Below are 22,226 nucleotides of genomic sequence, written 5' to 3'. Positions count from 1 at the left end.
GCAGCACCCGGCACGCGCGATTCAGGCATCCGGGCGTCGAGCCTTTCTCGGGACAGCCATTCCCGGTCACCATGCCTCCGGCATGCGCAGCACCGCCCACACGACCTTGCCGCTCGAGTGCCTTCGCGAACAACCTGCCGCCCGAGCCAGCCGGGTGACGCGCAGCAGACCACTCCCTGAATCCGCCGAGGTGCGGTCCGGCCGCGGCAACAGCACCGGCCGTGGATCGTCGTCGGCGACCGCGACCGTGAGCCTGCCCCGCCACAGCTCCAAACGCAGCGTCGCGGGCGAGGTGGTGTGCCGCGCGGCGTTCGCCACCAGTTCGTTCGCCACCACGACCGCGTCTGCCGTCAGAGCTTCGATCCCCCAGTTGTGACAGGTGTCGGCGACGAACCGCGCGGACGCCAGGACACTGCGCTCCGACGGCGGCAACCACAGCTCGGTCCGGTGTCGCGGCGGCGGCTCGTCCGCCAGCCCCAGCGCGGCGTCGACACCCGCGTGAACGGTGATGAAACGACGCGTCGGGCTGCCCGCGAACATCGCCGCGTGCACCGGAGCGGGAACCAGCATCAGCGGCACCGTCGACCACTGCGAAACCCGCATCCACACCGACACGAACACACTGATCAGGAAATCGTGCGTGATCTCGAGCCGGCCGAGGTCGACGATCACCGCCCGCGGCTGGTCGGCCGCGCACTTCAGCAGGCAGTCACGCAACACCGGGTAGGTGTGGATGTTCAGCACGCCCACGGGACGTACGACCGTCGCGCCCTGCACCCCGGAGATATCGCAGTCGAGCAGGCTGTGCGAGTCCACGCCCCTGGCTCGCCTTCCGTTAGTTCTTCAGCTGATCGCCGCCGGCTCCCGGAACAAGCCGCATCAACAGCGCGAACCACGAACGATACGCGCTGTACGACCACTCACTCCACGGGCCACGCCGCAAATTCACTCGATGCGATGATTTACAAGACCAACTTCTCTGTGCATATAGCACCGAGGGAACCGTTGACCATTTTCCGACAGAGCGACAATATGGCGAGAATATGCCAATCCGGCACAAGCCGCGTCCCGACTTTCGTTTGTCTTCATTCGGGCCGATGCATTCAACGACATTCTCCGCCGCAACCGGACGTTACTTGAGCACGCTGACCGCGCGCGCGATGACCAGCAGCGACGTCAGCAGCGCCGCGACGCTCTGCACCGCCATCAGCACCTTCGCCCGCGAGGACAGCGGCATGGTGTCGGTGGGGCTGAACGCCGTCGAATTGGTCACCGACACGTACAGGTAGTCCAGCAGGGTCGGCACCCAGTCGGACTTGACGCTGGAGCCCGCGGCGACCTCCTCGACGGCGTCGTCGTTCTCGTCCTGGGAGAACCGGAAGTCGGCCAGGGGGAGGTCGGCGCGGCCGGCCTGGGTGCGCTTGACCGGGCCGCCGCGGTCCAGCTCCCAGTAGGCCAGGCCGAACGCGATCACGTTCGTCAGCCACACCTGCAGCGCACCCAGCAGCAGGGCCTGGCCGCTGCCGGCCGCGCCGGCGACCAGGTCGTGGATCAGCAGCCCGAGCGCCCCCAGGTTGGTGGCGCCGATGACCACGACGAGCGCCAGGGACACGACCCGGGAAAACCGGGTCTGCCGGGTGACGCGCCGCGGGTTGATCGCGATCAGCGGCACCAGCAGCACGATCTCCAGCGCCGGCACCACGAACCGGGGCCCGACGAGCAGTTGTTCGGGCAGGGCCACGTAGAGCGCGATGGCCACGACGGTCGCGACGGCGGCCGGCAGGCGGGCCTCACCGCGGCGCTGGTGGCGAGCATGACGGGTGCGGGCCTCGGCCCGATCGGCTGGCATGACGGCGGTGACTCCTCGGGAACGGCCGCTGACCGGCCGTTGTTCGGCGGGCCGCCAGCCTAGCCTCCGGGGCCCCGGACCGCCGCCGACGACACACGCAGGCCTCCCTCCGGACGGCGCGCCGGCGAACAGGCAACGCCGGCCGACGGGCGCCGGAAGTCTCTCAGCGTTTTCACAGCGGGTTTGCGCCAAGGTCGGCGCCGTCCGTCGTATTGGAGGTTTTGTGCACGACCCGCTGACCCGGCGCCGCCTGTTCGGGGTGACGCTGGGCGCCGCCGCGCTGGCGGCGTGCTCGACACCCGGGCAAACCCCGGCTCCGGCCGGTTCCACCCCACCGCAGGCGGCGCCGCCGCCGTCGAGCACACCTCCGCCCTCCCCCTCGCCGCACCCGCAGGGGCCGGCCACCGAATTCGCCCGCTCCTCGTCGGGGCGGCCGCAGGTCGCGCTGACGTTCCACGGCGCGGGCGACCCGCAGGTCACCCGCCAGGTGCTGGACCTCGTGCACCAGCACGGCGCCCGGATCACCGTGCTGGCGGTGGGCACCTGGCTCGCCGAGCACCCGGACGCCGCTCGGATGGTCCGCGACGGCGGGCACGAGCTGGGCAACCACACCTGGAGCCACCCGGCGCTCTCGGGTTACGCGGCGGAGCCGATGTACGCGGAAATACAGCGGTGCCGGGACAAACTCGCCGAGCTGACCGGCTCGCCGGGGAACTTCTTCCGCCAGTCCCAGGGCCAGCACGCCACCCCCGAGGAACTCGCCGAAGCCGGCAAGGCGGGCTACGCCCGGGTGCTGTCCTACGACATCGACTCCCTGGACTGGAAGGACCCCGGGCCGGCCGCCATCCGCGCCGCGGTGGCGAAGGCCCGCGCGGGCAGCGTGATCAGCATGCACCTCGGCCACCCGGGCACGGTGGCCGCGCTCCCCGGCATCCTGACCGCCCTGGCGGACCGCGGCCTCACCCCGGTCACCGCGTCGGACCTGCTGGCGTAAGCGGATGCGCGTCCGGCTGACCGCCGTGGTCCTCAGTCTCGCCCTCGCCGCCGGCTGCTCGTCCGGCACCGGTTCGGACATGTCCGGCATGCCGGGCATGTCCGGCGGCCCGGGCACGTCCGTGCCGCACCTGCCCACCCCGCCGGTCCCGGCGCTGAACCCGCTGCCCGGCATGCCCGGCGTCCCGGACCCGCACGACGTCGACGCGGCGGCGGGCGCCGGGATGCTCTCTCCCGCGGTCGCCGGCGACAAGCCCCTGGTCTACGTGCCGCACAGCGGCTCGGGCGACGTCTGGGTCATCGACCCGGCGACCTTCCGCGTCGTCGCGAAGTACCCGGCGGGCAAGGAACTGCAGCACGTGGTGCCCTCGTGGGACCTGCGCACGCTCTACGCCACCGACGACCGCGGCGACCACGTGCTGCCGTTCGACCCGAAGACCGGGCTGCCCGGCAAGGCGTTCCCGGTGGTGGACCCGTACAACATGTACTTCACCCCGGACGGGCAGTACGCGATCTCGGTGGCCGAACGGCTGCGCAAGCTGGTCTGGTACGACCCGCACACCTGGCAGGTCCACGACGAAACCCCGGTGCCGGAGTGCGCGGGCATCGACCACGCGGACTTCTCCCCCGACGGGCGCACGGCGGTCTTCACGTGCGAGTTCGCCGGCCGCGCCGCGGTCGTCGACGTGGCCTCCCACCACCTGCTGCGGATGATCGACATGCCGCACCGCAACACGAAAATGGGCCCGCAGGACATCAAGCTCGCGCCGGACGGCTCGGTCTACTACATCGCGGACTCCGACGCGAACGGCCTCTGGGTCCTCGACGGCGCGGCGACGAAGGTGCTCCGCTTCATCCCGACCGGCCGCGGCGCGCACGGGCTCTACCTGTCACGGGACGCGAAGCAGCTGTATGTGACCAACCGCCACGAGGGCAGCGTCAGCGTGCTCGACGCCTACACCGGCGCGCCGGTGACGACCTGGCACATCCCGGGCGGCGGGAGCCCGGACATGGGCAACGTGACTGCCGACGGCACCCAGCTCTGGCTGTCCGGCCGCTACGACCGGGTGGTCTACGTGCTGTCCACAAAGGATGGGTCGCTGCTGGCGAAGATCCCCGTCGGGAACGAGCCGCACGGCCTGTGCGTCTGGCCGCAGCCGGGCCGGTATTCCCTGGGCCACACCGGCATCACCCGGTGAGCCAACGGAACCCGGAGAAGGGTGCCCCACGACGTGCCTGTGGATCGGCTTAAGAAACCCGTGACAGCCTCGCCGCCGGCCCGTTCCGGGCGGCACCATCGAGGTCATGGTGGTGCTCTCCGAACGAGCCGCCGTCCGGCGGCTGCACGACCGGCTCGGCTTCGGCCCGCGGGCCGGTGATCTCGATCGCGGGTTCGCCGAAACCCGCGATCGCCTGCTGGGCGGCGGACCGGACCCCGGAGCGGCCGCGACGCCGATGCCCGATCCCGGGCCACCGCCGGACAAACCCGGCAAAAACGCCGACCAGGCCACGAAGCAGCAGGCGCGCAAGGCGGTCCAGGCGCAGGCCACGCAGGCCGTCGGGTGGTGGCTCGACCGGATGGTGGCCGCCGACCTCGCGTCCGTCGAACGGCTGACCTGGTTCTGGCACGGCCACTTCGCCACGGGCGAGCAGAAGGTGCGCAGCCCGCGGCTGATGCTCGCGCAGAACCAGACCCAGCGCGAACACGCGCTCGGCAGCTTCACCGACCTGGCTCGCGCGATGGTCGTCGACCCGGCGATGCTGCTCTGGCTCGACGGCAACAGCAACAAAGCCGGAAAGCCGAACGAGAACCTCTCGCGCGAATTCATGGAGCTGTTCACCCTCGGCATCGGGCACTACACCGAAGACGACGTCCGCGAGGCCGCCCGCGCCCTCACCGGCTGGACCGCCAAGCGCGACGCCACCGGCGCGCAGCTGGTCGCCAAGCGGCACGACAACGGGGTGAAGCGGATCCTGGGGTCCAGCGGCGACTTCGACGCCGAGTCCTTCGTGGACCTCGTGCTGGGCCGGCCGGAATCGGCCCCGTTCGTGGTCGGGCGGCTCTGGTCCCGGCTGGTGTCCACGACCCCGCCGCCACCGGACACGCTCAACCGGCTCGTGGCCGCCTACGGCAGCCGTCGCGACATCAGCGCCCTGCTGCGCGCGATCACCGGCGAAGCGGCGTTCCACGACAGCGGGACCTCCCTGGTCAAACAGCCGGTCGAATGGCTGGCCGGGCTGCTGCGCGCGCTCGGCGTCCGGCCGGGGACGCTCGACGGGAAGACCCGTGACCAGCTCCTGGCGGCGTTGCGCGGGATGGGCCAGGTGCCGTTCCAGCCGCCGAGCGTCGGGGGCTGGGCCGCGGGCGGGGCGTGGCTGACGACGTCGGCGGGCGTGGCGCGGCTGCACGCCGCCCAGCTGGTCGCCGCGCACGCGGATCTCGGCGCGGTGTCGAAGGCGCAGGACAAGGTCGCCGCGATCGGTGAGCTGCTCGGCGTCGACGCCTGGTCCGACCGCACGCGCACCGCGCTGGCCGGGGTCGCCGGTGACGCCCGTCAACTGTCCACAGTGGCCGCTTGTGCCCCCGAATACGTAGTGAGCGGGTGACGATCGTGCAGCAGGTGAACCGTCGCAGGTTCCTCACCGCGACCGGCGTGACGGCCGCCGCGGCCCTGGCCGCCGGCGCCACGCAGGTCGACTGGGACCGGCTGATGTCGGCCGCGCAGGAGAACCCCCTCGACCCCGGCGCCGGCGTGCTGGTGGTCGTCACCCTCTACGGCGGCAACGACGGGCTCAACACCGTCGTCCCGGCGAGCGATCCGGCGTACCGGACCGCGCGGCCGGAACTCGCCTACCGGCCGGAAGAAGTCCTGGACCTCGGCGAGGGGCTGGGGCTGAACCCCGGCTTGAAGGGCTTCAAGTCCCTGTGGGACGCCGGCGAGCTCGCCGTGCTGCGCGGGGTCGGCTACCCGAAGCCGGACCACAGCCACTTCCGGTCGATGGCGATCTGGCAGACGGCTTCACCGGAGACGTCGGTGCCGACCGGCTGGCTCGGCCGCTGGCTCGACGCCACCGGCGACGACCCGCTGCGCGCGGTTTCGGTCGACCCGGTGCTGCCGCCGCTGCTCGCCGGCGAGCGCACCGCCGCCGCGTCCCTGCCGGTCGGCGGGCTGAAGCTACCGGGAGGAGCGCTCGGCAAGGCGTTCGGCGACCTCGGTGCGCCGCAGCCCGGCGAAGGGTTCTGGCAGGCCCGCGCCGCCCGGTCCGTGACCGATCTGCACCGGGCCGTGGAGACGCTCGGAAAGCCCGCGAAAGACGGGCAGAAGGCCAAGGGCGAGCTGGCCGCCCAGCTCGACGTCGTCGCCGGGCTGATCGAAGCGGGCGTGCCGGCGCGGGCGTACTCGGTGTCGCTGGGCGGCTTCGACACCCACGCCGACGAGCGCGGCACCCAGCAGCGGCTGCTGACCGAACTGGACGGCGCGCTGACGCCGTTCGCGCAGCGGCTGGCGAAGACCGACCGCGGCAAGCAGGCGACGGTGCTGGTGTACTCGGAGTTCGGCCGGCGCGTGACGGCGAACGCCAGCCAAGGCACCGACCACGGCACGGCGGGCCCGGTCTTCGTCCTCGGCTCGAGGGTCAAGGGCGGCTTCCACGGCGCCGAGCCCAGCCTGACCGACCTCGACGACGGCGACCTGAAGCTCACCACGGACTTCCGCGACGTCTACGCCTCGCTCGTCGAGAACGTCCTCGGCACCGACGCGGGCAAGGTGCTGCCCGGGCACCGCGGCCGGCTGGACGGCTTGTTCGCCTGAGCGTCACGGCACGGTCGGCAGACCGGCCAGCCGGAACCGCGCTCCCCCGCCCGGCGCGGCTTCGCACCACAGGTCGCCGCCGTGGGCCCGGGCGAAGCCGCGGGCGATGGGCAGGCCCAGGCCCGCGCCGGCCTGGCTGCGGGCGGCGTCGAGGCGGACGAGACGATCGAAGATCCGTTCGCGTTCCGTGCCCGGGACGCCCGGGCCGGTGTCGGTCACCGTCACCCCGTCGCCGGTGACCTCGAGCGTGAGCGTGCCCCGGCCGTCCATCGCGCGGACGGCGTTGCCCGTCAGGTTGGCGAGGATCTGGGTCAGCCGGACCCGGTCGCCGAGCACGGTCGTGTCCGCCCCGATCACCTCGACCGTGACCTCCGGCGCGGTCAACCGGACCTGCTCGGCCTGGGCCTCGGCCAGCTCCCGCAGCGACACCGGGGCCCGCTCGAGCTCGGCACCCGAGTCGAGCCGGGCCAGGTCCAGCAGATCGGCGACGAGCTTGCCGGCCCGCTGCGACTCGCGGACCACCAGCAGCTGCAACCGTTCCCGGTGCTCGTGCGGCGTGTCCGCGGGCTGCTGCAGCAACGCCTCGGCCGCCGCCTGCACGCCGGCCAAGGGGGTCCGCAGCTCGTGCGCCGCGTCGGCGACGAACCGCCGCGTCCGCTCTTCGGAAGCCCGCGCCGCGCCCTCCGCGCCCTCGAGCGCGTCGAGTGCGGAGTCGAACGCGGCCGCCGCGCGCCCCAGCTCGGTGCCGGTCCGTTCGGGCGCGAGCCGGCCGCCGCGCTCACCGGACACGATCGACCGCGCCAGCCGGGTCATCGCGTCCAGGGGCGCGAGCGCGAACCGGACGGCCAGCAGCAGCGCGACGGCGGCGACGGCCAGCGCGGCGACGCCGGTGGCCAGCAGCACCCAGCGCAGGCTCCGCTCGGCGGCCGCGATCAGGGACTCGTCGGCGGTGAGCGTCAGTTTGGCGCCGTTGATCCGCGGCGGCCCGGACAGCGTCGCGTGCACCTGCCGGATCCGGGCGTCCGCCGGCAGCGGTGCCGCGCCGACGAACGTGCCGTCGGGCAGGGACAACGAACCCGTCACGCCCCGCGTTTCGACGCGCCGCACCAGGTTCGGCGGGGACACGTTCTGCTTGGCCAGCTGCTGCGCGAGCTGGACCCGGGTGGTGAGCACCGTGTTGACGTCCCGCTCGGCTTGCGCGCGGAACGCCGCGTCCACCACCAGCCCGACGGCGACCAGCACCACCGCCAGGACCACGAGCACGGTGACGGTGACCCGACGGCGCAGCGACGCCGTCCGCAGGCTCACGGCTCGCCGCGCAGGACGTACCCCTGGCCGCGCACGGTGTGCAGCACGCGCGGCCCGTGCGCTTCGAGCTTGCGGCGCAGGGTGCTGACGTTGACCTCGACGAGGTTCGGCGCGGAATCGCCGTAGCCCCACACGGCGGTGAGGACCTGGGTCTTGGACACCACTCGGTCGCGATGCTGGGCGAAGTACAGCAGCACCTTCCACTCGGTCGAGGTCAGCTCGACGTCGGCGTCGCCGTAGCGGGCGCGGCCACCCTCGACATCGATCACGAGGTCCCCGACCTCGACGGCCGGCCGGGTCCGCCCGGTCCGGCGCAGCACGGCAGTCACCCGCGCGACCAGTTCGGCGAGCACGAACGGCTTCACCACGTAGTCGTCGGCCCCTTCGCCGAGCCCGCGCAGCCGGTCCTCGACGCCGTCACGCGCCGTCAGCATCACCACCCCGGCGGCCGAGGTCCGCCGGATCACCCGCAGCAGCTCGAACCCGTCCCGGCCGGGCAGCAGCACGTCCAGCACCACCAGGTCCGGACGGGTGCGGACCAGCTCCCCTTCCAGCTCCGCGCCGTCGGGCCGCGACCGCACCGAAAAACCCGCGTCGGCCAGAGCGGACTCGACCGCCACCCGGATCGCTTCAGCGTCCTCGATCACCAACACACGCGGCGGGGCCGGATCGTCCACACCGCCAGCTTAAAGGCAGCTCGGCGCGCCCCCGGCGGTCAGCCTCCGCGCCGCGATCGAGTCGTTGACCGACTCGGAGATCGGCACCGTCCGCAGCCTCTTGACGCCCTGTTCGAGCACTCGACCGGACATGAAGCCGCCAGGTTCGCCGCCGGACATTTACAACGTTGCATTCCCTGCGTCACACTCGATTTTTACAACGTTGTAAATCCGACCGGAGGTTGATCCCGTGCCGCTGAACCGCAGGCAATTCGTTGCCGGAGCCGTCGCCGCCACCCTCCTGACCGGCACGGACGTCGACACAGCCGCGGCGGCCGCGCTGCGGTACCGCCAGGTCGCCCCCACGAAGGGCGGGCTGTACACCCCCAACGCGGCACCGCTCAAGCCCGCCGCCTTCCTCAAGCTCCCGCCCGGGGCCGTCACCGCCCGCGGCTGGCTCGACGGGCAGCTGCGGCTGCAGCTCGACGGCCTGTGCGGGCACTACGCCGAGACGTCGCACTTCCTCGACTTCGCCACCAGCGGCTGGGTGCACCCGGAGCGCGAAGGCTGGGAAGAGGTGCCGTACTGGCTGCGCGGCTACGTCGACCTCGCCGCGGTGACCGGCGACGCGACCGCCCTGGCCACCGCGCGCCGCTGGATCGACGCCATCCTCGCCACCCAGCAGTCCGATGGCTTCTTCGGTCCCGCCGTGCTGCGCACCGCGCTCAACAACGGCCCCGACTTCTGGCCGTACCTGCCGCTGCTGCAAGCCTTGCGCTCGTGGCAGGAGTACACCGGTGACACGCGGATCGTCCCGTTCCTGACCCGGTTCCTCCGGTACATGAACGCCCAAGGCAAGAGCGCGTTCGACTCCAGCTGGGTGTCCGTTCGCTGGGGCGACGGCCTCGACAGCATCTTCTGGCTCTTCAACCGCACCGGCGACCCCTTCCTGCTCGACCTCGCCGACAAGATCCACACCTACGGCGGGAACTGGGTGCGGAACCTGCCGAGCCTGCACAACGTCAACGTCGCACAGGGCTTCCGCGAACCGGCGCAGTACGCGCTGCGAACCGGCTCAGCCGATCTCACCCGAGCCACCTACGCCGACTACGACACGATCATGGCCACCTACGGCCAGTTCGCCGGCGGCGGCTTCGCCGGGGACGAGAACGCGCGGCCCGGGTTCGGGGATCCGCGGCAGGGTTTCGAGACCTGCGGGATCGTCGAGTTCATGGCCAGCCACCAGTTGCTCACCCGGCTGACCGGCGACCCGGTGTGGGCCGACCGCTGCGAGGACCTCGCGTTCAACTCCCTGCCCGCCGCCCTCGACCCGGCCGGCCGCGCGGTGCACTACATCACCAGCGCCAACAGCGTCGACCTCGACAACGTGCCCAAGACCGCAGGCCAGTTCCAGAACGGCATCGCGATGCAGGCCTACCTCCCCGGCGTCGACCAATACCGCTGCTGCCCGCACAACTACGGCATGGGCTGGCCGTACTTCACCGAAGAACTGTGGCTCGCCACCCCGGACAACGGTCTCGCCGCGGCGATGTACGCGGCCAGCAGCGTCACGGCGAAGGTCGGTGACGGCACCTCCGTGACCATCACCGAAGACACCACCTACCCGTTCTCCGAGCAGATCACCTTCACCGTCCGCACCCCGCGAAGGCTGCCGTTCCCGCTGTACCTGCGCATCCCCGCCTGGTGCGCGGCGCCGCGGCTGATCGTGGCGGGTGCGCCGGTCGCCGCGCCGGCCGGACCGGCGTTCGTGAAGGTCGACCGCACCTGGGCCGACGGCGACGTCGTCACGCTGGCTCTGCCGCAGCGCACGACGACGCGGACGTGGCCGGCGAACCACGATTCCGTGTCGGTCGACCACGGCCCGCTGACGTACTCGCTGAAGATCGGCGAGAACTACGAGCGGCTGGGCGGCAGCGACCGGTTCCCCGAGTACGCGGTGCACGCGACCACGCCGTGGAACTACGGCCTGACCGCCGGCACGGCGTTGACGTTCTCGGCGACCGGTGGCCCGCTGCCCGCGAACCCCTTCACGCCGGACACGGCGCCGGTGAAGATCACCGCGGCCGCCCGCAAGATCGCCGAGTGGACAGCGGACGACCAGCACGTCGTCATGCCGCTGCAGGCGTCCCCGGCGCGCAGCGCGGCGCCGGCCGAGACGGTGACGCTGATCCCGATGGGCGCGGCGCGGCTGCGGATCACGTCGTTCCCGACGGCATCGCCGGACGGGCAGCCGTGGCAGCCGGGCGGCGGCGGGGCGAGCTTCCGGATCAAGAACCGCAATTCGGGCAAGGTGCTCGGCGTGGACCAGATGTCCACTGCAGACAGTGCGCAGGTGGTCCAGTACGCCGACAACGGCACCGACGACCACCTCTGGCACTTGGTGGCCAACGGCGACGGCTGGTACCGCATCCGCAACCACCACTCGGGCAAGGTGCTCGGCGTCGACCGGATGTCCACTGCAGACAGCGCGCGAGTGGTCCAGTACGCCGACAACGGCACCGCGGACCACCTCTGGCAGCTGATCGACAACGGTGACGGCTGGTGGCGCCTGAAGAACCGCAACTCCGGCAAGGTGCTCGGCGTCGACGGGATGTCGACGGCGGACAGCGCGCAGGTCGTCCAATCCGGCGACAACGGCACCGCGGACCACGTGTGGCTGCTGGTCCCGGACGGCCGGGTGCGGATCGAGAACCGCAACTCGAGCAAGGTCCTCGGGGTCGATCAGATGTCCACAGCAGACAGTGCGCGAGTGGTCCAGTACGCCGACAACGGCACCGACGATCACTTGTGGAGCTTCGAACCGACGACGGCCGGCTGGTTCCTGATCCGCAACGCCCATTCGGGCAAGGTGCTCGGCGTGGACCTCGCGTCCACCGCCGACAGCGCGCTCGTCGTCCAGTTCACCGACAACGGCAGCGCGGACCACGAATGGCGCCTGCGCGACGACGGCAGCGGCTGGTTCCGGGTGGTGAACCGCAACTCCGGCAAGGTCCTCGGCGTCGACCGGATGTCCACCGCGGACAGCGCACCGGTGGTGCAATTCTCCGACAACGGTTCCGCGGACCACCTGTGGCGGCTGCGATGAACGATCGGCAACACCAATGGCAGCGTGGGCAATTCGTTGCGGGCTTTCAGCAGGACCAGGACCCCCACGCCTGGACGCCGGCGGGTGTCCGCGGCGAGGTAGTTCTCTGTTCAGTACTACCTACTCGTATCGGTGCTGCTTGACGCGAGCATTAGTAATCAATACAGTACTGGTTTGTGGACGACGAGACGGTCAAGGCGGTGCGCCGGAGCGTGCTGCGGCTCGCGCGGCGGTTGCGCGGCAGCCGCTCGGCGGGGGCGTTGAGCCCGGCCAAGGTCGGCGTGCTGGGTTACCTCTCCCAGCACGGCGCCAGCAGTCCCGGCGAGATCGCCGCCGCCGATGCGCAGCGGCCGCAGGCGTTGACCAAGGTGTTCACCGAACTCGAGGCCGACGGGCTGATCAGCCGGTCACCCAACGAACTCGACGGGCGCAGCGTCCTGCTCCACCTCACCGCGCACGGCACGGCCGCGCTGGAAGCCGACATGCGCGAACGCGACGAATGGCTGGCGGCCGCGCTCGGGACGTTCACCGAGACCGAGCGCGGCCTGCTCCGGCTCGCCGCCCCCCTGCTGGCGCGGCTCTCCGACCACCCCGCCGCACCGAAGGACGAAGCATGACCGACGTCGATGCCTTCCCCCTGCCCCGCGCGTGCCCGTATTCGCCACCGCCCCGGCTCGCCGAACTGCACCGCGACGCCCCGATCAGCCGGGTCCGGATCTGGGACGGCAGCACGCCGTGGCTGCTCACCCGGTACGCCGACGTCCGGGCGGTGCTCGCCGACCGCCGGTTCAGCGTCGACCCCGCCCGGCCCGGTTATCCCGCCCGCGGCGCCGCCGGCCGCGGCCGGCGCACCGGACGTGGCTCGTTCATCTCCATGGACGGCCCGGAGCACACCCGCCTGCGCCGGATGCTCATCAGCGAGTTCACCGTGCGCCGCGTCGAGGCGCTGCGGCCGGCCATCGAACGCACCGCCACCGAACTGCTGGACGAGCTGACCGCCGGGCCTCAGCCGGCCGACCTGGTCGCCCGGTACGCGCTGCCGCTGCCGTCCATCGTCATCAGCGAACTGCTCGGCGTGCCCTACGAAGACCACGCCTTCTTCGAAGATCGCGCCCGCGCCATGCTGGACGACGCCGCCGGCGACGAGGCCAACCGGGCCGCGACCGCGGAACTCGCCCGCTACCTCGGCACCCTGCTGCACCGGCGAAGCGGCGACGATCTGCTCGGCCGCCTCAGCGCGGAGCAGGTCGCCACCGGTGCGCTCTCGCGGGCCGACGCGGTGGCCACGGCCATCCTGCTCTTGGTCGCCGGCCACGAAACCACCGCCAACCAGATCGCCCTGTCCACCGCCTTCCTGCTCGACAACCCCGAGCACGCCAAGGCGTTCCGCACCGCGGAAGGCCCGCCGTCGGCCGCGGTCGACGAACTCCTGCGACTGCTGACGATCACCCACTTCGGCCGCCGCCGCGTCGCGACCGCCGACGTCCGGCTCGGCGACGTGACCATCCGCGCCGGCGAGGGCGTCATCGCCGCCGCCGACATCGCCAACCGCGACCCCCGCGAGTTCGCCGATCCCGACGAGGTGGACTTCGCCCGCAGCCCCAACCACCACCTCGCCTTCGGCCACGGCGAACACCTCTGCCTCGGCCACCACCTCGCCCGCCTCGAACTGCACATCGCGCTGACCACGCTCATGCAGCGCCTGCCCCGGCTGCGGCTCGCGGTCCCCACCGGCGAACTGCCGTTCCGGCACACCCACCCGATCTACGGCATCGACCGCCTTCCCGTCACCTGGGATTGACGAGTGCGGACGACCCGGCCGGGAGCCACCGACCGGGCCGTCCTGACAGGACTATCGAAACAAGTCCGGTCGGGTCAGGGCTTCTCGAAGTGCTGGTAGTCGATCGGGGTGTCCCACGAGCCGCCCCAGGTCCAGCCGCGGGAGACGAACGCCCGCTCGGTGACGTCCCCGGCGTGGATCATGCCGGGCACGTTCTGCGTGCGGTCGACGTAGGGCGCGCCGTTGGGCGGGTAGACCGCGCCGCTGCCGGAGATGTAGGGGTTCTGCACAGTGTTGATGTCGATGGCCCGCCCGTAGGAGTGGTTGGACCAGGCGGTGCCGCCGGTGATCGCCCGGCAGTTGAACGCCGAGGTGTTGTTCGCCGCCATCGAGGCGTCGTCGTCGGAGTTGTACTTCTCCACGGTCTCCATCCGCTCGATGGGGAACCGGCCGAAGTACAGGTCGGCGAAGGTGCGGGCGACTTCGGTGGCGCGGTCGGCGTTGACGACCAGTTCCCCTCGGTGCACGGCACCGTCGAAGCCGAGGAAGCCCAGGTTGATCAGCCGCAGCTGATCAGGCCCGACCGGGCACCCTGCGTGCCAGCTGTTGCCGAGCCGTTCCGCGGTAACCGGTTTGATGACGGCAACGTAGGGCGCGAGCCCGCTACCGGCCGGAGCGGCGACTTCCACGGTTTGCGCCGTGGTGGCCGCCGGAGCCGGCACGGCCACGGCCCCGACCGCGGCGAACGTGAACGTGATGATGGCCAGAACTCTGGTTCTCAGATTCACTGCGAAGGATCCACTTTCTCTCGATTTGCTCCTGCGCCGGAGGGGATGTGGCGCGGCTCCGCCATGCCGTCTTCCGCCTTCCCCCCATAAACCGACCGAGTTACAGCGAGCGCCAGATTGTCACCTCTGCCGTCCCCCAGCCGGGTGAGCCACTCGTGCCAGGCCGACCGTGCCAGCGGTGACTGAAGAGCGTCAACCGGCCCGAAAACGTTTCACCCCCACCCGAAAGGTCACTTCACAGGCCCGAGACGGCAACCTTTGGGGACCTCAAGCCGGGGCCTGCGAGAACGGCGGCAGCGAGCGCGACCGAATCGGTCAGGCACGACGATCGGCGACGGCGAGCAGGTACAAGTAGCTCGCCCGCGCATACTACGGCTTTCATATGATATTTTACTCGTATCAGCTGTCGAGCACCGACGAACTCCGGAGCAAGCCGACCGGAGGGAAGGGTTTGCCATGATCGTGCTCACCGGAGCGACCGGCCTCGTCGGACGCCTCCTGGTCACCGAACTTGCCGAAGGCCACGAGGTTCGCGCCGTCACGCGTTCGCCGGGGAATGCGGGGCTGCCCGCCGGCGTCGAGGTCGTCGAGGGCGACCCGCAACGGCCGGGAACCTTCGTGGACGCGGTGCGCGGCGCGGACGCGGTGTTCCTCCACCCACGCGCCGTCGGCGATGCCGCCCATGACGTCGTCGCGCTGGCCCGGGATCTCGGCGTCCGCCGGGTCGTGGCGCTCGCGGCGGCCAATGTGGACGACCGGCTCGACGCCCAGCCGTCGCGCTTCCGCGGCGACCGCAACAAAGAAGCCGACGACGCGGTCGCGACGAGCGGTCTCGACTGGGTCAGCGTGCGGCCCAGCTCGTTCGCCGGCAACGCACTCACCGCGTGGGGCGGCCAGATCCGCGCAAGCGACGACGTCCGCTACGTGTACGCCGGCTTCGAGGAGTCGCCGCTGGACGAACGCGACCTGGCCGCCGTGCTGGCAACAGCCCTCACCGGTGACGACCTGCTCGGCCGGCGCATCGACCTCACCGGCCCGGAGTCGCTTACCCACGAGGAAATGGTCCGGCAGATCGGTGTCGCGCTCGGGAGACCCTTGCGGTTCCACGAAATCCCGGCCGAACCCGCCGCACGCACCATGGTGGCCAACGGGCTGCCCGAGCCGTTCGTCACCGCGATGATGGCTCGCTACGCCGCACACCGCACACAACCCCAGTTCCCCCCGACGCCGGAACTCGAGAAGATCCTGGGCCGCCCGCCCCGCACCTTCGCCGAATGGGCCACCGACCACGTCACCGGCTTCGAAGCGGCCGGGTGACACCGGAGACACGGACGTTTCCGCGGCCGGGTCTGGGCGATCTCCCCGAACTGCTCGGGCATGCCCTGCACCCACCCGCGCAGCATCGGCACCGCGCTGTCCACCCAGGCGCAGGCACAGCGCGCCATCGGCCGCCCCCGGTGGGCGCAGCCGAGCAGGATCAGGACCTCGCCGAACCGGCAGCTGCCCGGGTCGGCCGGCTCGGCGCCGGAATCCGAGCACCACGGCCAGTCCGCGAACACCGCCGCGGCCGCGCCGCGCTCGGGTCCCGGGTCCAGCTCCGGCGGCAGGAACTGCCGGACGGCCCGCGGGTTGGCCCGGGTAGTCCACCATGACGATCTCGCCCGAGAAGTGCCACGGCGGCGGCGTGAGCATGGCCGCCGCGCCGGTCGGGGACAACGGCAGGCTGTAGCCGCGGGGGCCGGCTTCTCGTAGCAGTTGGAGCTCCGGGAAAGTCGAGGAGAGGGAGAGCGTCGTCAACGGCTGGCGGGGATCCGGACCACCAGCGGGCCCGTCAGGAACCCGCCGTTGGGCGTGATGACGTGGACGCCCGCCGGGTCGGCGACCACGATCCTGCGTCCCATCGTTCCCGCGAACCACCGGAGGAACTGCCAGCAGTTCGGGCAAATGTTCTGGTTGACCGCGAAGGGGCCGCCCCACTGGACGACCATCTTCTTCTCCGCGTGGAACGGCAGTGTGCCATCTCGCGGGTTGAGGAGGCCCGCCTGGCTCATCAACTCGCGGATCGACTGGATCATCGGCGAGCTCATGCGGTCCCGCCGGCTCTGCGTACGGGGACCGCCGCGCGAGACCGCCGTGACGAGAGAGCCGTCCGGCACGGCCCCGACTTCGAGCTGCAACGTGATGGCGATGTCCATGAGCCTGTCCAGCTCGGGATCGGCGCGGCGGGCGGCTTCAAGCGGTGTCGCGTCGGTGGCCGGCTCGGTAACCGGCGCGCCACCACCGGTTCCCGGGGCGTGCACGGGCGCGGACGGGCCGGCTTGCGGTGCTACGACGGGCCGAACCGGGACGGGGTCGACGATCCGCACACCGGACGTGGCGCCCGGCGCTTCGGCGGAAGGCGGGGACTGCGCCGGCCGCGTTTGCGCGGACGTCCGGATCGTCTGGTAGCCCTCGACGGCGTCGTAGATGAGCAGCCCGACGATCACCCCGTCGAGGAACCAGCCGACGGGGTTCCACTCGTCCGCGATGGCCACCGCGGTGAGCCCGGCCAGCAGCCGACGGGAGACGATCCGCTCCCCGACCTGGACGACGACTTCCTCCACCGCTCGTTCCGCCACGACGCGCTCGGCTTGCGACGCCGCCGCGTCCACCGCGGCGCGTTCCGCGGCCCGCGCCGCGGAACTGCCGAGGGGAGGCAGCTCGAACACCTCGGGCGGCATGCCCTCCAAGGGCACGGCGGGCGGTTCCAGCGTCGGCGGAGCACCGGTCGACGGCTGAAAGGATTGTCGCTGGACGGTGCTGCCCTCGCCGTGAATCCGCTGGAACAGCATTCCCACGGCCCGGTTTCCCGCCGACTGCTGCAACGCGACTATCGGGAGCGCCGCCCGGCCAGGGGTGGTCCGCGATCGCCCGGGGCGTTCGCGGACATGCCTTTCCTGAGCAAACTCCATACGCGCCAGTGTCCCCCTCGACACTCGTCACAGCGGCGATCCGGCCCTTTTGGGCGGGCAATGTCGCCCTTGCGGGCGAGCGGCTCGGAGCCACCATCATCAAGTCACCGGAGACGGCTCCGCCAAAGGTCAGAAATCGTTTTCCCATGCTCCATTCGGGGTATTGTTGGCACTCTCCGTTACATCGAGCCGCCCGACACAGACCTGTTCCATGAGGGCAAGGGTGATGGCGATGGCAGTGGACTTGGAATTGGGCTTGGTCTGGGACAACGACCAGGAGAACTTCGAGGTCAACCTCCGGATGAGCGGCCCCGAAAGCCTGGACCAGATGGAATTCCTCCGGCACGCGATCACCATCGACGCGGATGCATTGCGAGCGGCCCACGCCGATGAAGACGAGTACGGGGCCCGTCTCACCGGCATGATCTTCTCCCAGCCGAAGATCGAGAAGTACTACCGTGACGCGATCCGCGCCGCCGGCACGGAATCAGTGCACTTCCGAATCCACCTCAACGGCCCGGCACGCTTTCACCAAGTGCGCTGGGAATCCTTGCGCGCGCCCGGCAAGGACGGCCGGCCGATCGCCACCTCCGGCAACGTCCTGTTGTCCCGGTACCTCAGCGGCGAGAACTGGCCGCTCATCCCCAGCAAACCCTTCCGGGAACGGCGGGCGCTCATCGTGGTCGCCGCACCGGCCGACGTCGAACAGTACAAAGACCTCGCACCGGTTGATCGCGCGGCAGAGGTGGCACGCGCCACTTCTTCGCTCGCGGACTACCGCTCCGACGTGCTCGGTCACGCGACCCTCGACGAAATCATCCGGCGCATGGAGAAAACCCCCTACGAGGTCTTGTACCTCGTCGCGCACGGCTGGCTGACCGAAGACGTACCGCGCCTTCTGCTGGAGAACGCCGACGGCAATGGTGACGTCGTCGACGCCCGCAGGCTGGCCGAACGGGTGCACGCCATGGCGCACAAGCCGACGCTCGCCATGCTCGTCTCGTGCCAGTCCGCCGACCCCGGCGAAAATCCGGCCAGCGCCGATTCCGGCGCGCTCGCCGGGCTGGGTCCGCGGCTTTCCGAGGCCGGAATACCCGCGGTCGTCGCCATGCAGGGCAACATCGCGATGGCCACCGCGGAGAAGTTCGTCAAGCAGTTCTTCGACGTCTTCAAGAACGATGCCGCCGTGGACGTGGCGATGGCGAAGGCTCGCGCCGCCGTACGCACGCAACCGGACTGGTGGGCGCCCGTGCTGTTCTCGCGGCTGCGTTCGGGACGTGCGTACCACAAGCCGGAGTTCACCACGCTCGCCGGCGAAACCTGGGATGACCTCAAGCTCCTGTTGGAGCGCCACCGGGTCACCCCCGTGCTGGGCCCCGGCCTCGCCGACGGCATCCTCGGTACCAGGGCGGAGATCGCCCGGCGGTGGGCGTTGCGGTGGCAGATGCCCATCGCCTGGCACGGCCGGAGCAACCTCGCCCAGGTGGCGCAGTTCCTGCGGGTGACCAAGAAATCCGGCATGGTGCCGCACTACCTGACCGAATTCCTGATGACCGACCTGCTGGAGCGGGTGGAGACCGCAGGCCACGACAACCGCGACGACCCCTTTGTCAACCTGCCTTCGAGACTGCTCACCGGCAGCGACCCGGTCCCCATCATCCAGGAAGTCGGGAAGCGGATGCGAAGCCGCGATGCCGCCGACCCCTATCGGGTGGCCGCCGCTCTCAAGTCACGTATCTTCGTCACGACCGGCTGGACCGGACTGCTCCAGGACGCGCTGCAGGAGGCCGGCTTTCGACCGCGGACGATGTGCTACCCGTGGTATCCCGAGTCGAGGTCGAGGGACATCGAGGGCGTCCCGCTCGAGGCCTGGCCACCGCCGACCGTCGAAGAACCCTGGGTCTGCCACCTGTTCGGCAGGCTGGCCGAACCGGAGTCGCTCGTCCTGACCGAGGACGACTACTTCGCGTGGCTCTCCGCCTGGATCGGCAAACGCAACCAGTTGCCGGAAACGCTGTCCGAGCTCTCGACCGCCCTCAGCGTGCGCCCCTTGCTCTTCGTCGGCTACCAGCTTCGCGACTGGGACTTCCAGGTGCTCTTCCAAGGCATACAGAACTTCGGCGGCCAAGGCATGCTGAACAACCTCAACGTGGGTGTGCAGCTGATGCCCGAGGTCGACGTCATCGAGCCGGAGGCCGCGCAGCGCTACCTGGAGTCCGCTCTCAAGGATGTCCGGATCTTCTGGAGCGACACCAAGACCTTCATGAAGACGCTGCGCGAGAAGGCGGAGCTGGAAACATGAGCAGGGACAATCCGTACATCGGCCCGCGAGCATTCCGGGTCACCGAGAAGCTGCCGAACCGCGAACGTGAGGCCAAGGAACTGACCAACCTGGTCATGGCCGAACGCGTGGTGCTGCTGCACGCCACGTCCGGGGCGGGGAAGACCTCCCTCATCCAGACCTCGGTCACCCAGCGGCTGACGGACGAGGGTCTCAAGCCGACCCGCGCCCTCCGGGTGGAGTGCCCACGACCGCCCGGTGTGGACTTCCGGAACCGGTACGTCTACTCGCTGACGCTCGACCTGCTGGGGAGCGAGGGGCTCCGGCCGGAGGACCTGGCGAAGATGCGGCTGAGCGAAGCCTTGGCCAAGGCGAACGACATGCGCGGCTACCGCGTCCTGATCATCGATCAGCTGGAGGAGATCCTCACCCTGGATCCGGCCGACCTCGACACCAAGACGGACTTCTTCCGGCAACTGGGCGAAGCCATCGAGGCCTGTTCGATGTGGGCCTTGCTCGCCGTTCGCGACGACTACCTGGGCAGTCTCGACCACTACCTCCGCTTGCTCCCCGGCCGGCCGCGGGTGACGTACCGCCTCGACCTCCTCGGTCGTCAGGAAGCGCTGGCCGCCATCCGGAACCCGGCCTCGGAACGTGCTGTCGAGTTCACCGACGACGCCGCGAACATGCTGGTCGACAAGCTCGCGGGCGGTGGCTGCGTGGAACCGGTCCAGCTCCAGGTCGTCTGCCGCCGGGTGTGGCGGGACTGGGATCACTCCCAGCCGGTGATCGGCGTCCGCTCGGTCGAGAACGTGGACATCGACACCGCGCTCGGAAAGTACTACTCGAGATCCCTCGACGACCTCGTCGAGGAACTCGAAGTGGACGAGCGCGTCGTCAGGGATTGGTTCGAGCAGTCGTTGATCACCGACACCGGGTACCGCACGCAGACCCTGCGCGGGCCGGAGGTGGGCGAGCTCGAGCGCGAGGTGCTCCAGCAGCTGGAACGGATGTACCTCATCCGCAGTGATCTGCGGGCCGGCAGCCGGTGGTACGAACTCGCGCACGACCGGCTGGTCGGCGCGGTACTGGAGAACAACCGGGCCTGGCAGCTGCACCATCTGGCCAGCTGGCAGGTGGCCGCGTACGAATGGAACCGCAAGGATCGCGACCCCAGCTTCCTGTTGCCCAAGAACAAACTGGCCTACGTCCCGCTGACTTCGAAAGCCCTGCTCGAGCACGAGCTCGACTTCCTGCGGAAGTCCTACGAGGATGCCGGCGAGAAGTGGCGGGCGAAGTTCACCGCCACCGCGTTCCGGGTCGTGTTTCCGCTGGCTTTGGTCGAACTCGTCGTCATCGTCGTCCTGGTCGTCCTGAGATGAGCACCGAGACGGTCGAGTTCAACGGCATCGACGCCGATACCGGGCAGTACCTGTTCCCCGCTCAGTCGCCGGGGGACGTCGCGGCGGCAGCCAGGGCACAGGACCTGGCCAGCCCGTTCCTGCAGGCGATGCGATACCGGAAGATCCGCGAGGAGAAGACGTTCGGGGTCGCGTCCCTCGTCGACGATCCCGACGATCTCGCGCAGGCCGGCTGGGGCCTCGTGGTGGCGCACGACGCGAACCCCCGGGTGCGCGACGCGCTGCGGCCGCTGCTCGACCTGCGCCAGAGCCAAGCCGGGCCGTACTACCGGGAAATGACCGTGCACCCGGGCGAGGACGCGAGCAGGTTCTTGCTGCGCCACGGAATGGGCCCGGATCCGGCCGACCCGCGCAAGGTGCCGTACTACCTGCTGATCGTCGGGTCGCCGGCGGCGATCCCGTATTCCTTCCAGTACCGGCTCGACGTGGTGTACGCGGTCGGCCGGGTGGAATTCGAGTCGCTCGAGGAGTACTCCGCCTACGCCCGCTTCGTGACAGCGGCGGAGGACCGGCCGAAGGCTTCCGCGCGAGTGCACCTGTTCGGTACGAGCAATCCGGGTGACCGGCCGACCAAGCTGAGCGCCACCCGGCTGGTCGAGCCGCTGGCCCGTGAGCTGGTGGAGCTGGCGCCTGCCTGCCGGGTCACCCGCGACGTCGGCGAACGGGCGACGAAGAGGCGGTTGTCTGAGCTCATGGCCGATGGTCCCGAACTGCTGTTCACCGCCACGCACGGCTTGGGCCGCAGGACCGGCGACGCTCACGACGTCCAAGGCGCGCTGGTCTGCCAGGATTGGCCAGGGCCTCTCACGGCGGGGCCGGTTTCACCGGAGCAGTACTTCTCGGGCGCGGACGTCGTCGCGCCCCTCGCGCCACGCGTGGTGTTTTCCTTCGCCTGTTACAGCGCAGGAGGGCCGGGTAATCCCGGCATGGCCCGGCTTCCGCAGCAACTGCTCGGCCACGGCGTGCTCGCGTTCATCGGGCACATCGACCGCGCCTGGGGCTACTCGTTCCTGTGGACCGGCGCGGAGGCCCAGATCACGTCGATGGTGAGCACCGTCCTGGCCATCCAAAAAGGACGCCGGCTCGGGTACGCCATGGAAGCCATGGGGTCCCGGTGGGCCGTCATCGCCACCGAACTGACGCAGAAGCTCGGGGGACTCAGAGACCGCAGGATCGTCGATGACCGTCAGCTCGCGTGGCTGTGGACGGCGAGCAACGACGCTCGCGACTACGTGCTGATCGGCGACCCCGCCGTGCGTGCCCGGTGAACGGAGGCGGCAG

The 22,226-nt window shown here is 70.5% G+C and carries 17 protein-coding genes and 1 pseudogene; 11 read left to right on the top strand and 7 right to left on the bottom strand.

Annotation, left to right across the window (positions count from 1 at the left end; all coding sequences use genetic code 11):
* Positions 1-66 precede the first annotated feature (66 nt).
* Entirely contained in the window at positions 67-816 is a 750-nt protein-coding gene (locus tag ISP_RS19055) for a hypothetical protein (protein WP_013225445.1), read from the bottom strand.
* A 316-nt stretch (positions 817-1,132) separates the two neighbouring features.
* Positions 1,133-1,849: a hypothetical protein gene (locus ISP_RS19050; protein ID WP_013225444.1), complete on the bottom strand. Its 717-nt coding sequence runs from the start codon at positions 1,847-1,849 to the stop codon at positions 1,133-1,135.
* A gap of 223 nt (positions 1,850-2,072) precedes the next feature.
* On the opposite strand from ISP_RS19050, the gene ISP_RS19045 reads away from it, so the two are divergent.
* From ISP_RS19045 to ISP_RS19030, 4 genes are all read left to right on the top strand, one after another.
* Positions 2,073-2,843, top strand: a complete 771-nt coding sequence (locus ISP_RS19045; protein ID WP_013225443.1) for a polysaccharide deacetylase family protein — start codon at positions 2,073-2,075, stop codon at positions 2,841-2,843.
* A gap of 4 nt (positions 2,844-2,847) precedes the next feature.
* A complete protein-coding gene (locus tag ISP_RS19040) occupies positions 2,848-4,041 on the top strand; it encodes a YVTN family beta-propeller repeat protein (protein ID WP_013225442.1) in 1,194 nt (397 codons plus the stop codon).
* 106 nt (positions 4,042-4,147) lie between these two features.
* The gene (locus ISP_RS19035) at positions 4,148-5,449 is read left to right on the top strand and encodes a DUF1800 domain-containing protein (RefSeq protein ID WP_013225441.1); all 1,302 of its coding nucleotides are present in this window, start codon (positions 4,148-4,150) and stop codon (positions 5,447-5,449) included.
* Positions 5,446-6,654, top strand: coding sequence for a DUF1501 domain-containing protein (locus ISP_RS19030; protein ID WP_013225440.1), 1,209 nt, complete (start codon positions 5,446-5,448; stop codon positions 6,652-6,654). Before ISP_RS19035 ends, ISP_RS19030 begins: the two co-directional genes overlap by 4 nt.
* 3 nt (positions 6,655-6,657) lie before the next feature.
* On the opposite strand, the gene ISP_RS19025 is transcribed toward ISP_RS19030, so the two are convergent.
* Both ISP_RS19025 and ISP_RS19020 read right to left on the bottom strand, forming a co-directional pair.
* Positions 6,658-7,962 (bottom strand): sensor histidine kinase, encoded by a 1,305-nt coding sequence (locus ISP_RS19025; protein WP_013225439.1) that lies wholly within the window; start codon positions 7,960-7,962, stop codon positions 6,658-6,660.
* On the bottom strand, positions 7,959-8,639 hold the full coding sequence (locus ISP_RS19020; RefSeq protein WP_013225438.1) for a response regulator transcription factor: 681 nt from the start codon (positions 8,637-8,639) through the stop codon (positions 7,959-7,961). Before ISP_RS19020 ends, ISP_RS19025 begins: the two co-directional genes overlap by 4 nt.
* A gap of 229 nt (positions 8,640-8,868) precedes the next feature.
* On the opposite strand from ISP_RS19020, the gene ISP_RS19015 reads away from it, so the two are divergent.
* From ISP_RS19015 to ISP_RS19005, 3 genes are all read left to right on the top strand, one after another.
* Positions 8,869-11,724: an RICIN domain-containing protein gene (locus ISP_RS19015; RefSeq protein ID WP_013225437.1), complete on the top strand. Its 2,856-nt coding sequence runs from the start codon at positions 8,869-8,871 to the stop codon at positions 11,722-11,724.
* Between the two features lie 176 nt (positions 11,725-11,900).
* Positions 11,901-12,341, top strand: a complete 441-nt coding sequence (locus tag ISP_RS19010; RefSeq protein ID WP_013225436.1) for a MarR family winged helix-turn-helix transcriptional regulator — start codon at positions 11,901-11,903, stop codon at positions 12,339-12,341.
* Positions 12,338-13,525, top strand: coding sequence for a cytochrome P450 (locus ISP_RS19005; protein WP_013225435.1), 1,188 nt, complete (start codon positions 12,338-12,340; stop codon positions 13,523-13,525). The genes ISP_RS19010 and ISP_RS19005 overlap by 4 nt, the downstream gene beginning before the upstream one ends.
* 74 nt (positions 13,526-13,599) lie before the next feature.
* Here ISP_RS19005 and ISP_RS19000 read toward each other — a convergent pair whose 3' ends face one another.
* Positions 13,600-14,292: a M15 family metallopeptidase gene (locus tag ISP_RS19000; RefSeq protein WP_013225434.1), complete on the bottom strand. Its 693-nt coding sequence runs from the start codon at positions 14,290-14,292 to the stop codon at positions 13,600-13,602.
* Positions 14,293-14,748: 456 nt separating this feature from the next.
* Between ISP_RS19000 and ISP_RS18995 the strand changes: the two genes are divergently transcribed.
* Positions 14,749-15,609: an NAD(P)H-binding protein gene (locus ISP_RS18995; protein WP_013225433.1), complete on the top strand. Its 861-nt coding sequence runs from the start codon at positions 14,749-14,751 to the stop codon at positions 15,607-15,609.
* Positions 15,610-15,635: 26 nt separating this feature from the next.
* Here ISP_RS18995 and ISP_RS48275 read toward each other — a convergent pair.
* Both ISP_RS48275 and ISP_RS18990 read right to left on the bottom strand, forming a co-directional pair.
* Positions 15,636-15,926 (bottom strand): annotated as a pseudogene (locus ISP_RS48275) (acetoacetate decarboxylase family protein); the annotation flags it as partial.
* 159 nt (positions 15,927-16,085) lie between these two features.
* Complete coding sequence (locus ISP_RS18990) at positions 16,086-17,123, bottom strand: hypothetical protein (protein ID WP_014466978.1); 1,038 nt, start codon at positions 17,121-17,123, stop codon at positions 16,086-16,088.
* Positions 17,124-17,406: 283 nt separating this feature from the next.
* Here ISP_RS18990 and ISP_RS18985 point away from each other — a divergent pair, with 283 nt between their 5' ends.
* Genes ISP_RS18985 through ISP_RS18975 form a run of 3 tightly spaced genes read left to right on the top strand, consistent with a single transcriptional unit; the run spans position 17,407 to position 22,213 of the window.
* Positions 17,407-19,545, top strand: coding sequence for a CHAT domain-containing protein (locus tag ISP_RS18985; protein WP_230468833.1), 2,139 nt, complete (start codon positions 17,407-17,409; stop codon positions 19,543-19,545).
* Positions 19,542-20,906, top strand: coding sequence for an nSTAND1 domain-containing NTPase (locus tag ISP_RS18980; protein WP_013225430.1), 1,365 nt, complete (start codon positions 19,542-19,544; stop codon positions 20,904-20,906). The genes ISP_RS18985 and ISP_RS18980 overlap by 4 nt, the downstream gene beginning before the upstream one ends.
* Entirely contained in the window at positions 20,903-22,213 is a 1,311-nt protein-coding gene (locus tag ISP_RS18975) for a CHAT domain-containing protein (protein ID WP_013225429.1), read from the top strand. The genes ISP_RS18980 and ISP_RS18975 overlap by 4 nt, the downstream gene beginning before the upstream one ends.
* Positions 22,214-22,226 lie beyond the last annotated feature (13 nt).

It is taken from the genome of Amycolatopsis mediterranei, from assembly GCF_026017845.1.
GTDB classification, from domain to species: Bacteria; Actinomycetota; Actinomycetes; order Mycobacteriales; family Pseudonocardiaceae; genus Amycolatopsis; species Amycolatopsis mediterranei.
Note: the sequence above shows the minus strand (reverse complement) of the source record. Positions and strands in the feature narration are given on the sequence as shown.